General features: G+C 41.3%; 15 protein-coding genes and 1 riboswitch. Of the genes, 2 read left to right on the top strand and 13 right to left on the bottom strand.

The features are described from left to right. The 8 genes from queD to MAMMFC1_RS21875 all read right to left on the bottom strand — a co-directional run bounded on the left by queD (position 1) and on the right by MAMMFC1_RS21875 (position 8559). A complete protein-coding gene (gene queD / locus MAMMFC1_RS18590; RefSeq protein ID WP_126309942.1) occupies positions 1-384 on the bottom strand; it encodes a 6-carboxytetrahydropterin synthase QueD in 384 nt (127 codons plus the stop codon). Between the two features lie 151 nt (positions 385-535). Then, the gene (locus MAMMFC1_RS18585; protein WP_126309941.1) at positions 536-1801 is read right to left on the bottom strand and encodes a glycosyltransferase family 2 protein; all 1266 of its coding nucleotides are present in this window, start codon (positions 1799-1801) and stop codon (positions 536-538) included. Positions 1802-2099: 298 nt separating this feature from the next. Further along, positions 2100-2762, bottom strand: coding sequence for a CDP-diacylglycerol--serine O-phosphatidyltransferase (gene pssA, locus MAMMFC1_RS18580; protein ID WP_126309940.1), 663 nt, complete (start codon positions 2760-2762; stop codon positions 2100-2102). After that, the gene (locus tag MAMMFC1_RS18575) at positions 2762-3400 is read right to left on the bottom strand and encodes a phosphatidylserine decarboxylase family protein (RefSeq protein WP_126309939.1); all 639 of its coding nucleotides are present in this window, start codon (positions 3398-3400) and stop codon (positions 2762-2764) included. Before MAMMFC1_RS18575 ends, pssA begins: the two co-directional genes overlap by 1 nt. Before the next feature lie 133 nt (positions 3401-3533). Continuing rightward, on the bottom strand, positions 3534-4265 hold the full coding sequence (locus MAMMFC1_RS18570; RefSeq protein ID WP_174234387.1) for a WecB/TagA/CpsF family glycosyltransferase: 732 nt from the start codon (positions 4263-4265) through the stop codon (positions 3534-3536). A 137-nt stretch (positions 4266-4402) separates the two neighbouring features. Next, positions 4403-6376 carry a transglycosylase domain-containing protein gene (locus tag MAMMFC1_RS18565; RefSeq protein ID WP_126309938.1) on the bottom strand — a complete coding sequence of 658 codons (1974 nt, stop codon included), beginning with the start codon at positions 6374-6376 and terminating at the stop codon, positions 4403-4405. Positions 6377-6508: 132 nt separating this feature from the next. Then, positions 6509-7963 carry an IMP dehydrogenase gene (guaB, locus tag MAMMFC1_RS18560; protein WP_126309937.1) on the bottom strand — a complete coding sequence of 485 codons (1455 nt, stop codon included), beginning with the start codon at positions 7961-7963 and terminating at the stop codon, positions 6509-6511. 164 nt (positions 7964-8127) lie between these two features. Beyond that, positions 8128-8559 carry a 3D domain-containing protein gene (locus MAMMFC1_RS21875; RefSeq protein WP_126309936.1) on the bottom strand — a complete coding sequence of 144 codons (432 nt, stop codon included), beginning with the start codon at positions 8557-8559 and terminating at the stop codon, positions 8128-8130. Between the two features lie 5 nt (positions 8560-8564). Further along, positions 8565-8701, bottom strand: a riboswitch (cyclic di-AMP (ydaO/yuaA leader). Positions 8702-8902: 201 nt separating this feature from the next. Here MAMMFC1_RS21875 and MAMMFC1_RS18550 point away from each other — a divergent pair. Together MAMMFC1_RS18550 and MAMMFC1_RS22985 are read left to right on the top strand one after the other, a co-directional pair. Further along, positions 8903-10288, top strand: a complete 1386-nt coding sequence (locus tag MAMMFC1_RS18550) for an FAD-dependent oxidoreductase (protein WP_126309935.1) — start codon at positions 8903-8905, stop codon at positions 10286-10288. A 29-nt stretch (positions 10289-10317) separates the two neighbouring features. After that, a complete protein-coding gene (locus MAMMFC1_RS22985) occupies positions 10318-10608 on the top strand; it encodes a ferredoxin family protein (RefSeq protein WP_126309934.1) in 291 nt (96 codons plus the stop codon). Between the two features lie 2 nt (positions 10609-10610). Here MAMMFC1_RS22985 and MAMMFC1_RS18540 read toward each other — a convergent pair whose 3' ends face one another. The 5 genes from MAMMFC1_RS18540 to MAMMFC1_RS18520 all read right to left on the bottom strand — a co-directional run bounded on the left by MAMMFC1_RS18540 (position 10611) and on the right by MAMMFC1_RS18520 (position 14375). Beyond that, the gene (locus tag MAMMFC1_RS18540; RefSeq protein WP_126309933.1) at positions 10611-11108 is read right to left on the bottom strand and encodes a hypothetical protein; all 498 of its coding nucleotides are present in this window, start codon (positions 11106-11108) and stop codon (positions 10611-10613) included. A gap of 69 nt (positions 11109-11177) precedes the next feature. Beyond that, a complete protein-coding gene (locus tag MAMMFC1_RS18535) occupies positions 11178-11363 on the bottom strand; it encodes a 2-hydroxymuconate tautomerase (protein WP_126309932.1) in 186 nt (61 codons plus the stop codon). Positions 11364-11544: 181 nt separating this feature from the next. Continuing rightward, on the bottom strand, positions 11545-11748 hold the full coding sequence (locus MAMMFC1_RS18530; RefSeq protein WP_126309931.1) for a hypothetical protein: 204 nt from the start codon (positions 11746-11748) through the stop codon (positions 11545-11547). Between the two features lie 306 nt (positions 11749-12054). Continuing rightward, complete coding sequence (recG, locus tag MAMMFC1_RS18525) at positions 12055-14115, bottom strand: ATP-dependent DNA helicase RecG (RefSeq protein ID WP_126309930.1); 2061 nt, start codon at positions 14113-14115, stop codon at positions 12055-12057. A 62-nt stretch (positions 14116-14177) separates the two neighbouring features. Further along, entirely contained in the window at positions 14178-14375 is a 198-nt protein-coding gene (locus tag MAMMFC1_RS18520; protein ID WP_126309929.1) for a DUF1858 domain-containing protein, read from the bottom strand. Positions 14376-14442 lie beyond the last annotated feature (67 nt).

The following is a 14442-nucleotide window of genomic DNA, read 5'->3' as shown; positions in this document are numbered from 1 at the left end:
TTATTCTCCAGGGCAATATTTCACGGCGGAACGGGGCGATTCCCACACGGTTATGCAGCGAACGTTTAAATCACTGGCATCGGTGAAGGAAGGATGGTCATTTAATTTATCATAAATATATTTGGCGATGTTTTCGGCGGTTGGATACACTTCTTGGAAAGCCTCAAGCTCGTTAAGGTAATAATGGTCCAATTGATCAATTACTTTACCTACCGCTGATTTAAATTCCCGGAAATCTATTACCATACCTTGTTTATTTAGTTTCGTACCTGCAATGGTAACTTCAACTTTCCAGTTATGGCCATGCAAGCGGCAGCATTTACCCGGATATTCAGGAAGACGATGAGCAGCCTCAAATTCTGCTATTATTGTCAATTCATACATAGATATCCACCTTTCCTTGGCAATATAGTTTAACACCCTGCCTGTAAATATTCAAAGCATCCCCTATAGGACAAAAAAAGTAATTACTAAGGCGAATAGTTACAAAAAGAGATGAGTTAGAGAAACTCACCTCTTTTGATAGCCTGCCTGCTTAGAAGGGATTTTCCTTAGAGAATTCATCAGAATTGCTTAACAAAATGTCCTGGTAGCTGAGACCGCGAGTATGTTGTGTATGGCTCCAGACCCTGTTGTTCCGGTGCAAAAATCCAAAAAAGGTTATTGGTATCCAGCTATAAACAAATAAGGGATAAAACAGCATATAAAACCAGGATTTCCAATGGGCACGTATTTTGAATAAAACAATGACAGGAAAAATATACTGCCCAATGGCGATAATAGTCCAAACCTCGACCGGCAATATCATATACAAAATATTAGTGTAAAAAGGTGCGATATGGTACAAGTAACTAAATAGCAAAAATGTAGTGGACAGAAGCAGAAAATGCGGTTGCAGCAGGTGAAGAACACCGTCTAAAATTCGGATATCACGCCGTTTGAATCCTTCAACCAAAAGGCGGGGAATATAACGTCCCGCAACATCGAAATGACCTTGGGCCCACCGTTTACGCTGATTCCAAGACTGCCGAAATGTCAGCGGTTTCTCGTCATAAACAATGGCATCATGAGCCCAGGTTGTTCTTATTCCTTTGAGAAGCACTTTCATGGTGAATTCCATATCTTCAGTAAGGCAAGTTGCACCCCAACCGTATTCTTTCAAAACATCCGTGGCGATACACATACCTGTACCACCAAGTACACTGGATAAACCTATATTATATTTTGCTAAATGCCAGATATGGTTAACTACCCAAAATGAAAGCGCGAAAGTTGCGGAAATCCAGGTGTCATTTGGATTTTTCGCATCCAGGTAACCTTGAATTACTCTTTCCCCTTTACATAGACGGCTATTCATTTCCAGCAAAAAGTTAGGATCAACGAGATTATCGGCATCAAAAATAACAACAGCCTCGTACTGGCGTTTCGATTGGAAAAGTTTTTCAAACATCCACTCCAATGCATAACCTTTACCTTTGAACTCGGTGTTGAAACGCTCGTAGACTAATGCGCCAGCCGAACGGGCAATCTGCGCTGTCTGGTCCTTACAGTTATCTGCTATCACGTAAACATCATATAACTCGCGGGGATAATTTAAAACATGCAGATTTTCGATCAATTGACCAATTACCTGTTCCTCATTATGAGCAGCAACAATGATAGCAAAAGTATTCCTAGGGGTTAGGATCTTTTTCTCTTTAAATTTAAATATGCCAAATAAGGATAGAATAAAATAATATAATGTAAAAAATACGATTATAAGTTGTATTGGAACCATTATGTAGTCAAAAATATAGTTCATGAGTTAATATGCTCCTTGTAAAAATCCTGATTGCGGTTTCCATTATACTTTATTATATTACAGAATTTCAGGATTTTTTATTGGTATTTCTTTAAAAAGCTTGTAACGATAATATAATATGCTTCTTGCCTCAAGGTAATTAATCAAAGAATAATCAAAGATAATCAAGGTAATTAATTATTAATATTAATTATGAATTAAAATGTTTACTATGAGGTTAAAGGACGTAATTTATACTATACAAAACAAACTTTGTTTAGAAAGCCCAAGGTTTAGACAGTTGATTTCTTAGTCAAACTTAGTCAAACAAGGAAAACAGTGTATTCAAAATTCCAAATAAGGCATAAGCAAAAAAGGAAACAAATAATATACTCTGGGGAATCAAATAAAGGATGTAGCCTGCGACAACTAAAGTTATGGTAGCAGGAACGAATCTAAGTTTTTCACCTTTTCCCTTAAAATCCGGGTATTTTACAGTACTTATCATCAAATATCCAAACAGCGTAATCATAACTGGGAATAACCACCCGGATGGTTTAATATCAAGCATTACAAAAGTAGCTACAACGCAACCGGCAGCTGGAATAGGCAAGCCCATAAAATAACCTTTGATTTTTGTAGCATCGACATTGAAGCGAGCCAAGCGTAAAGCGCCGCAAGTCGCAAAAAGAGCAACAATAATCCAGCCTGCCAGTCCAAAGTCCTTTAGCATAAAAACATAAGCAAGTACAGCGGGTGCTACGCCGAAAGAAACCAAATCACATAAAGAATCCAATTCTTTGCCGAAATCGCTGCTAGCCTGGAAGTGTCGCGCAACTCTGCCATCCAACCCATCAGCTACCATAGCGGCAACTATCAGCAGCGCCGCATAAAAAAAATTATTATGGAAAGAAGCAATAATCGCAAAAACACCTAATATTAAGTTAAATGCAGTCAGCATGTTAGGAATAATATTTCTCACTACTGCAGCAACCTCCCTATCACTGTCTTGCCGCCTTTTACCCTGTCCCCCTTTTTTACTAATATATCCACGTTTTTGGGCACGATTAACTCGGTACAAGAGCCAAATTTGATAAGACCATACCTTTCGCCCCGTTTAAGTATGCTACCAAGGGTAACCCATGATACAATGCGGCGGGCAAGAATGCCAGCAATTTGAGTAACTAACACCTTCATTTTTTCGTTTTCTAATCCAATTGCATGACGTTCATTTTCACAACCTGCGGATTCCTTATAAGCAGGACGGAATCGACCGCATGTATATTGCTGAAATATTATTTCGCCTGATATGGGACTTCTATTTATATGCACGTCAAAAACAGACAAGAAAATTGTTACTTTATAGCCAACATCATTTAGAAACTGATCGTCGTATACTTCACATACACTCATTACTTTGCCGTCTGCCGGAGAAAGTATTAATGAGTCATCATCCGGTGCTTTTCGATTTGGATTGCGGAAAAAGAAGGTAACAAATGTCATTAGAACTCCCGGGATAATACTCCAATATGGGTTAACTGCCAACGCTACTAGGGCTGTTATCAAGCCAAGAATTGCAATGTAAATGTACCCTTCTTTAACAATAGGAGTTTTTACCATCTATATACCTCACACCTCCCTGCACAAAACCTCCCTCACTGTAATCAAAACAAAAAGCAAGTAGAAACTTGCTATATATCTACATAACCATTCCACTCTAATATATCAGTATAATACACATAATTTACTTTGTCTAACACTTTTTGCCTGATAACATAACTCGGAGAGCAAATTCAGGTAGTGCCCGCATGCGAACAATACGTTGAGGTTGGAGAAGGAGGCGAAACAGCCATTCTAAGTTGGCTTGCTGCATCCAAAGTGGCGCCCGTTTTACTACACCCGCCATACCATCAAATGTTCCGCCAACTCCTATATTTATTGGTATTTTTAAGGTATACATATTTTTGGCAATCCATTTTTCCTGTTTGGGAATGCCCAGCGCAACAAGCAAAATATCCGGATTTTTTGCTATAACATCATCGATGATGGCCTGCTCGTCCGCAGCGGTATAGTATCCATGACGTACTCCTACAATGTTTAAACCAGGGTAGCGGGTGATTGCATTTTCCCTTGCCTTTTCAATAATTTCCGGCTTGCTGCCAAACATATATACTCGATAGCCTTTTTCGGCAGAGCGAGCCAAAAGTTGCTGTGTAAAGTCATAACCGGCAACCCGTTCAGGCATAGTATATCCTAGATAACGTGCAGCCCATACAACCCCTGCTCCGTCAGGAAGTACCAAGTCGGATTGCCCAAGAATCCCGGCTAACTCACTGTCTTGGTGGGCAAGCATTACCATTTCCGCATTGGCTGTTGCAATCATATGAGGTTTCTTTTCTGCGATGAAGCGTTCTGCAATTGACAAAGCACTATTCATTGTTACTGAATCAATCTTTACGTCAAGCACGGTAGCTTGATTGCTCACTACTCAAAAGTCTCCTTTATCCAATATCATGGTTATCACAGTATTGGTATTGGCCCAGCTTATCAGAATATTCACGAACTGTTTAGAAATCATTGAGTAATAATAAATATAACTTCCTAGCACATTGTACCATAACTTTATAGTCCCGGCAATCGCCAAGGAAGTTTCCAAAACGGTTTACGTTCCGGTGCAGGCGTGCTGGGTTGCTCTTTAGGGATTGGGACTAGTGATGGACGGGTATCAAAAGTTGTTGGTTGTGTGCCTTTGACAAATGCACTATATTCGATCTCTGGACAGGCTTTGGTTGCGAGTTTTCCCGTATCGGCACAAATGGCTATACCTGATATTACATTGGGAGGAATGGCAAAGTCGCTAGATGGGGTGCCGGCGGTAACTTGACTCATCATCTTGTTCCACATGCCGGCAACTTCAGTTCCGGAGATACCTACCGGTTTCCGATCATCATTGCCAACGTAGATTCCCAATAATAAATCGGGAGTATAACCAATGAACCATGCTGTTTCATAGTTATCGGTTGTTCCTGTTTTTCCTGCTGCCGGACGTCCAATATTAGCTGTGGTACCAGTCCCGTTTGCGATAACACCTTTTAACATGTCGGTTAATATATATGCGGTTTCCGGTTTTAAAACCGCCTGTTGCGACAGGCGCGTTTCTTCAAGCACCTGATCCTTTTCATCAAGAACCTTTATTATTCCAATAGGTTTGGATAGGATACCTGAATTAGCAAACGCCGTATAAGCAGCCGTTAGCTCAAAGAGGTTAACCCCTTGCGTCAATCCACCTAAGGCTGCAGCCAAGTTGTTATCTTCGGCAGTCAACGTTGAAATACCCATAGTTCTTGCCAAATTTAATACTTGATCCATTCCAACTTGTTGTCCTAATTTAACCGCGGCTACATTGACAGACCAGCGTAATGCTTTTTTTAAAGTTATTGGTCCCCGGTTTTTTTTATCATAATTTTGTGGCTTATAACCATTGATATTGATCGGTTCATCTACGATAACAGAGCTTGCTGTTAAGCCTTGATTAAGAGCAGCCGCGTAAAGAAAGGGTTTGAAGGCCGAACCTGGCTGGCGTATTTCCGCTATTACCCGGTTAATTTGACTTTCTTCGTAGTTTCTTCCCCCAACCATAGCTTTAATATACCCATTCCGGGGATCAAGGGCCAATACCGCTCCCTGGTATTGACCGAGAACGGCCTCGGCAGCTTGTTGCTGTTTGATATCTAGTGTTGTATAAACTTTTAGTCCACCCTTATATACACGATTGGCGCCATAACGTCCAACTAGTTCCTGCGATAAAAAGTCAAGAAAGTAAGAAGCTTGGACTACCCGTTTTTTTTTGCCTGCTAAAACTATGGGTTCGGTTTGCGAACGCTGTGCTTGCTCAGGTGTGATGTATCCCTCTTTTACCATTCCTGTTAACACCTCAGAGCGACGCTGTAATGCGGCTTTGGTATCAACATAAGGTGAGTAAATATTAGGACCCCGGGGTAGACCGGCGATTAAAGCACTTTCTGCCAAGGTAAGATCTTTGGCGCGCTTGCCAAAATAAACTTGGGCTGCAGCTTCCGCTCCATAGGCACCTTCACCAAAATATACCTGATTTAAATAAGCTTGCAGTATTTCCTGCTTGGAAAACTTTCTTTCAATTACCAGGGCAAGTAATATTTCTTTCAACTTACGGGTAAACGTCCGTTCTTGGGTCAAAAACATATTTTTGGCCAGTTGCTGAGTGATCGTACTACCGCCTTCGATAAAACTGCCTTGACGGATATCTACCCATATTGCCCGCACGATTCCGACCGGATCTATACCCCAATGACTATAAAAACGACTGTCTTCATTGGCGATGATAGCTTGTTGTATATAAGGGGAAATATTATTTATACTTACTACAATACGGTTTTCAAAAAATAATTTTGATATAAGCTGTCCATTTATATCAAAAACCTGGGTGGCTGCAGCATGCTGCAAATTTTCAAGATTATCTGTATCCGGTAAACCGAAGAATGCGTAGGTTATATTGAGTGGTAAATAAATCATACATATTAATAATATTACAATACAGCGAGTAGCATACTTGCGCATTTGTTCCACACTCCTCTAATACAAATAGTATCTCCCAAGGTTACTAAACTTTTACATATAAGAGTGCAGATTTCTAAGTTACCTATTTAGTGAGACAAAACCGCTCTGGAAAATCCAGAACGGTTTACTGATTTATAAGCTGTAATTTGGTGCTTCTTTGGTAATGCTGACATCGTGGGGATGACTTTCTTTTAATCCGGCACCAGTAATTTTTATAAATTGAGTCTTATTAATTAATTCATCGATATTGCGTACTCCACAGTATCCCATTCCTGCTCTTAATCCGCCAATTAACTGAAAAACGGTATCGGCTACCGATCCTTTATATGGAACTCTTCCCTCTATGCCTTCCGGGACCAGCTTATCCATGTTTTCCTGGAAGTAACGGTCTTTGCTGCCCTGGGCCATAGCGCCAAGAGATCCCATTCCCCGGTAAACTTTATAACTGCGTCCTTGATAGATGATCATTTCACCCGGGCTTTCCTCGGTGCCTGCCAATAAATTGCCAACCATGACTACATTGGCTCCGGCGGCAATGGCTTTAGCAATATCGCCGGAATATTTGATGCCGCCGTCGGCGATAATTGGCACATCAAAACGTTTACCTACTTGGGCACAATTATAGACAGCAGTGATTTGCGGAACCCCAATACCGGCAATAATACGTGTAGTACAAATTGAACCTGGGCCAATACCGACTTTAACTGCGTCAGCGCCAGCTTCGATGAGATCAAAGGTGGCTTCGCCTGTGGCTACATTGCCGGCAATAAGATCAATATGAGGAAACGCAGCTTTAATTTTTTTAACGGCTTCAATTACTCCGCGGGAATGGCCGTGAGCAGTATCCAAAACAATTACATCGACTTTAGCCGCCACTATGGCCTCAACACGGTCCATTGAATCTGCCCCGACACCAATGGCAGCAGCAACTAATAATCTTCCTTTCGCATCTTTTGCCGAATTAGGATACTTTTGAGCCTTTTCGATATCTTTAATAGTAATTAAGCCTTTTAAATAGCCATTGGAATCCACAAGTGGCAGTTTTTCGATTCGATGCTGATGCAGGATTTCTTTGGCCTCTGTTAACGAAGTGCCTACGGCGGCAGTTATTAAGTGCTCCCGGGTCATGCACTCGCTAATCTTGCGAGTAAGATCGGTTTCAAATCGCAAATCCCGATTCGTTAGTATGCCGACAAGTTTGCCGTTCTCTGTGACCGGTACCCCGGATATTCGGTATTTTTCCATCAATTTATGGGCATCTTGCAAGGTGTTGGTTGGCGATAAGAATATGGGGTCAACAATAATACCATGCTCAGAACGTTTTACCTTATCAATTTCATTAGCCTGACGTTCAATGGGCATATTTTTATGTATTACGCCCAACCCTCCTTCACGGGCCATCGCAATCGCCATTCTCGCCTCAGTAACTGTATCCATACCCGAGCTAATAAGTGGTATATTAAGCTTGACATTTTTTGTAAGATTAGTGTTAACATTCACATCACGGGGTAGAACATCAGATTTAGCCGGCACTAAAAGTACGTCGTCAAAAGTTAATCCTTCCGGACCGAATTTATTGTCAAACACATTATTAAACTCCTTTCGTAATTTGATAATAAAGTGCGTATGTATTTCAATTATAATAACATAAATAAACTGGCCAAATCTACCACTTTTTATGTGATTACTTAAAAATAGTATAATCACTCAATTATGAAAAAACACCCGGATAATTCCGGGTGTTCTGGATGTTACTTAAGAACATACACTTTGACATCTTGGATACCAAACTTATACGCCTCTTTTACCGTCCACATGGCGATATCAATACGGTTCCCTTTAATTGCACCGCCGGTATCTTCAGCCACACCATACATGCCTTGACCATTTGCAAACTCAATATAGAGCTTGGTGCCGAGGGGAATAACACGGGGATCTACAGCAATAACCCCAGGACGTACTTGCGTACCGATGTGAGTTAGATTACCCCATTTTCCGTTATCATGAGGTCCCGGTGCGTAAGCGGTAGCTACCGCGTTCAGAACATTCTTATAGTTTTCCGGAGAGTTGTGGCTTATACCTTGCTGCGAGTTAACTCCGGCAGAGGCTATCGGTGTCCACACAGCTAGTGCCAGAGCAGCAATCGTTACTACACTGAAGAGAATTTGTTTAATATTTTTCATTTTAAATTTCCCCTTTCTAAATGCCTACGAAGTTAGCTGACGGGTTCGGAGCAAAGGGACGCCCCTACCGCAATGCGGATTCACCCCACTGTTGGTTCCTCCGTTTTCCGAAGTATGGCCGGAAATTAGGCATGTACCTTACTATACATGTTTGTAAGGATAGATGCAAATTCCGTATAAACGGAATAATATTAAATATTATTTTTTATGTAAACAATACTGGCTTATACTCCTGTTTGCTACCAAATGAAGATTTTTGTTTCGCAGCATGAATTACCATAGGATAGTAAAGAATAAATATAATAAATATAAAGTAAGAATAGATGCTTAAAGAAGGTAGCAAATGACTAAACCCAAGAAGATAACCATTAAGCCCGGTAAGCAATTTTTTAATACCAAGAAAATTCCCTTTCCCTTAGAATCGGAAATAAAAAAATATGACGTCATTGTTGTTGGAGCAGGACCAGCCGGATCTTCAGCAGCATATTTTATGGCGAAACAAGGCCTGAATGTAGTTTTATTGGAACGGGGACCATATCCCGGAGCAAAGAATTGTGGCGGTTCTTCCATAATTGCTGAACATACTCATAAACTATTTCCAAATTTTTGGGACGAAGTAGAATGTGAGCGATTGATTACCGACCATGCATATTGGTGGTTAACGGATGATTCTGTACTATCGGTCAGATTTCGCAGCACTAAACTTGCAGCTGCCCCCTACAACCGTTTTTCCATTAAACGTTCCAGCCTCTATAAATGGTTAGCAAACAAAGCCGTAAATGCCGGAGCAACTTTGTTACTTGATCATTATGTAAACGAAGTTTTGTTTGATGAGTGTCAGTCCCAGGCGCAAGCGGTAGGCGTCCAAATTTCTCCCCCGCAGAAATATTGTTTTTGGGCTGATATTATTGTCTTGGCGGATGGTGTAAATTCGTTATTAGCAGAACGGAGCGGTCTTATACCAAGAATATCTCCCCAGGATACTTCTTTGTATGTGAAAGAATCAATTGCCTTACCTTCAAAAGTGATCGAGGAGCGATTTAATCTTCCGCCTGGCAACGGAAGTATTATTAGATTAATTGGTTATCCTACAGCCGGTTTTAATGGCACAGCGTCCCTTCATATCTTCCGTGAGAGTATTAATCTTAGTGTTGGCATGTCGTTAGCCTGTTTGGCTCAAGCCGGACTCAGTCCCAATGACTTATTAGAGCGCATAAAAAAACACCCCCATATGTATCCTTTATTAACCGGGGGCGTTACATTAGAATATGGCGGTGCAATGATTCCTGAGGGAGGGTATAACGCTATACCCCAATTGGTGCATCCGGGACTTTTGATTGTCGGAGATGCCGCGTCATTGGTAAATGGTACTCATGGATTTAATTTAGCAATGTGGTCGGGATATTTCGCAGCGCAGGCCGCATATGCCGCGAAAGTCAGCGGGGATTATTCGGTTAAAAAGTTGTATCTATATAAAACTTTGCTTGATGAAAGCTTTATAATGCAGGATTTAAAAGCAAATGCCGGTACAGCCAGGCTTATGCAGGATATTCCCTATGCGTTTGATTTGTACACTCGTATTGCCAATGAAACGGCATATCAAGTAGCGAAAGTACCTACAATGCCCAAGCGGGCTAAACGGGTGCTCATTTTTAAAAAAGTGACAAGCATGCAGCCGCTGCTCAAGATATGTAAAGATGTCTGGAAAACGTTAAAGGTGATAAGGTGATAAGGTGATGACGATAAGGAATGATATAGATGAAGGATGAATTGACTGATAAAATTTCGCTGATAAGTATTAGGCCCGATCATAATCACCAACATGTTGCAATTGTTGACCAGGGAGCCTGTAATCAGTGTCGTACTAGGCCCTGTCTTACGGTTTGCCCAACCCGCGTTTTTCAGTGGAACTATGAGATAGGAACTGAAATAATGGTTCTATATAAACAATGTGTGGAGTGTGGGGCCTGTCGTTTAATATGTCCTGGGAATAATATTGGATTTTCCTACCCGAACGGTGGGCACGGCGTCAATTATATGCATGGTTAAAATTATTCTTTTCCTAGTACAAAAGGAGCAAAGCCCACTTCTGACCATACATCGTTGTAAATCATTCGTAGCACGCCGGATACACGTCTCCTAAGTATATTTTTGATTTCACTCAGTGAGCTTAGGAATAATCTGGTGGCCGGATGCGGGCTGTTAAGTGACGCTTGTTGATAGTATTGCGCGGATTTTTCGATTGATGCATAAATAGTCCACATTTGGATTAAATCATCAGTATTTATAGGGGGAGCGTCTGTATAACTGCTAACGGCCTTCTGCCATAGATCATCCGCTGCTATCAAAACGGTGAGGTTGACTTCCGGCAGCTTGGCATAATCTATATTAACATCAGATGTTTCCTGCAATAAGTCAAATATTAGAGACTGGGTTTGCTGGATTAGGGTTACGATTGGCTGAAGTTCAGCACTGACATCTAGTCGCACTTTTTCCAAGTTTTTGTTAATGCTTTTTTCTAAAAGAACTGCGAATTTCATTGGCAGCATAGAGTTTCTCCTTTCATTTTTATACAAATTTATAAAAATGAGACCATTGCGGGTAGCGAAATGGTTTGCTTATTTATCGCCCATCAGAACGCCGGCTTTGGCAATATGCTGTTTGGATGCTTCCCGGACAATAACCGTTACAGCTTCGGCCGGACATGAAGTTGTTTCACATATAGCGGCTGTAATCCTTTTTACCATTTCTCGTTTTTGTTCAACAGTACGTCCTTCCAACATATCAATCTGAACGATTGGCATTTCTTGCTTCCCTCCATTATTTTGTTATATTTTTACTTACTATTACCTTTACCTTCTATTACCTTTATCTTCCTTCGCTATCAAAAGTTATAATCCCTGCCGTGAATATATGTTCAAAAAAATAAATCATACGTTATAATCACTATAGCGTATTTTAATGGTCGTTAATCCAATCTATTTTTTAAGAGTTTGTAAGAGCAATTTCTTTCTGAAATATACCACAAGATCCGTCAAACCAATGTACGCAGTCCGTGCATCGCCGTATATACTTGTCCGGTGAAACGTTGAGCAAAGAATACCCATATCCCATGGCGTTAATGATATGTTCGAATTCCTGGCATTCGGCTGCAATGCTTTCCAATTGCTTTTCAGTATATTTTGACATGCTGCCCTCACTTTCCTAGTACTTTTTACTATATGGAATGAATTAAAGAACGCTTCGACGCTAGCGCTTAACCTCAGCTTATCCTAATACCCGGATGTCAATTCGTCAATTCTTTAATGTGACATATATAGTGTGCGCGCGGAGTAAAAAAATTAATAAAAAAATTAAATAAATTTAAAAAAAATTGGGAAATTAGAGTATAAACCTTTCAAGATTTGAACATATTAGTAATGTAAATTTTCTCCTCTCCCATAATTGGCGGCAGTAGCCGCCCCTTTTTTTGCTTATTTGCAGCTTAACTTATCTTTAATGCGACATATATAAATCAAAATTATTTTTGTACAATTGAGATAACGGTTCTTTCAGCTGCATGAACAGTTCCGGTTTTTTGATAGTTAATTCTGCTGCCCGTCGGGCCTCAAGCAATATATCTACATCTTTAACAATATTCGCGGCTTTCAAGTCAGGCAAACCGTGCTGGTTTGTCCCGAAAAACTGACCTGGACCCCGTATTATCAGATCCTGTTCCGCCAGTTTAAAGCCATCGGCAACTTGAACCATGAGATTCAGGCGTTCACGAGTTTCGGCACTTCTGCCGTCCGACAATAATATACAGTAAGACTGATCTTCTCCTCTGCCTACGCGTCCGCGCAATTGGTGCAGCTGTGCTAAGCCAAACCGGTCTGCATTTTCAATAATCATAACGGTGGCATTTGGTACATTAACCCCTACCTCGATTACTGTAGTGGAAATCAAAGCTTTAAGGTTACCGTGGTAAAAGTCTGTCATTACCTTTTCTTTGTCAGCGGATTTCATTTTGCCGTGCACTAAGCCGCAAGGGATACCGCGAAAAAAGGAATTAGACAACTCCTCATACAGCGTGACGGCCGATTTGCCTTCCAGCTTTTCCGATTCCTCCACTAAAGGACAAACAACGTATACTTGCCGGCCTGCTTTAATTTGATCTGTTGCAAATCGGTATACCTTTTCCCGGCGATCAGATGATCGTACATAGGTGGCAACCGGCTTCCGTCCCGGGGGCATTTGCCGGATTATTGAGACATCCAGATCACCGTACACAGTCAATGCCATTGTACGTGGTATGGGTGTTGCCGTCATTACAAGCACATCGGGCTTCGAACCTTTGGCTTGCAGGCAGGCTCGCTGACGAACGCCAAAACGATGTTGTTCATCTGTGACGACTAAACCTAAATGCTTAAACACAACATCATCCTGGATTAAAGCATGAGTGCCGACGACTATGTCTATGAGGCCTTCGCGGATATGGAACAATATTTTTTCCCGGGTGCGGCCGGTCAAGCTCCCGGTTAGCAAGGACAACCGGACCCCGTGAGGCGCCAATAGGCGGGCGAGACTATGATAATGTTGTTCTGCCAGTATTTCTGTCGGAGCCATCATTGCTCCTTGGAACCCGTTTTCCACAGTTTTGGTTAAGGCGATTGCAGCAACGACCGTTTTTCCGGAGCCCACATCTCCCTGCACCAGGCGTTGCATGGGGACGGCTTCCTCCATATCGGACTTAATCTCTTGTACTGCTATAAGTTGGTCCTTAGTTAGTTCAAAGGGCAAATTTTTTTCGATTGCAGCTGTCAAATCGCCATCCGGGGCGTGCTTAATACCAATGGATTCATGTTTATTTCTATATTTTAAATAAGATAGCCCGCATTGCAGCAGATAAAGCTCTTCAAAAACGATGCGACGTCTGGCTTGAGCCAGTGCATTGTGATCTGCAGGAAAGTGAATATTGTTGAGGGCGGAAATAGGATCGATAATATTAAATTGAGCCGTTATCTCTCGTGGCAGGGAATCCTGGCTTGATTCAGATAAACTTGTCAGCAGATTCAGCGTTTGACGGATGAGGGAACGCAGCTGCCATTGTGAGATATTTTCCGTTGCAGGATATACCGGGATAATGTGCCCTGGCTGTTGAAAAAAATCTGCAGCTAATTCTACTTCCGGCTTATTAAATTCCACGCCAAACTGTTTTTTTTGAACTTTGCCGGAGATAATCAGCTCCATTCCCGGTTTAAATTTGTTTTTCATATAAGATTGGTTAAACCATGTGACAAACGCCATACCGGATTCATCTCTTACGGATAGTTTGATGATGGTTAACCTGCGATTAGGTTTCAATTCGCGAACGTTTATAACTATAGTGTGGATTGTTGCATATTCTCCATCGGTAAGCTTGCCAACCAGTTTGATTTGGCTTCTGTCTTCATAGCGGCGGGGAAAGTGGGTAAGCAGATCACCGACAGTAAAGATATTAAGTTTCGATAATCGTACGGCGTTGGCGGGACCTACACCTTTGAGAAATTTTATGTTAGTAGACAATAAATTTTTCAGTTAAACCACCTTCTGTTTATCGCCAACCCCACTCTAAACAAGCAAAGCGGAGTATACTTTTCCTATATAGGCTGCAATAGATAATTTAACTCGTCTAGCAACGATTCAATGTCAATATCATGCATCCTGGCACTGGTTTCTATCGTTTCAGTTGACGATCCCATGCATCTGATGCATCTCATACCATGTTTTGCAAAAATTTCTCGGGCTTGGGGATGTGAACGTAATACCTCTATAATAGGAGTGTTCTTGGTGATCATAATACGTCCCCCCTCGTTTGTTGATTTAAAGCATCACTTCAATATTATATGCGGAAATTCCTCTATT

The sequence above is a fragment of the Methylomusa anaerophila genome (assembly GCF_003966895.1).
GTDB classification, from domain to species: Bacteria; Bacillota; Negativicutes; order Sporomusales; family Sporomusaceae; genus Methylomusa; species Methylomusa anaerophila.
The sequence above is the reverse complement of the archived record's forward strand: the minus strand, read 5'-3'. Positions and strand labels throughout refer to the sequence as shown.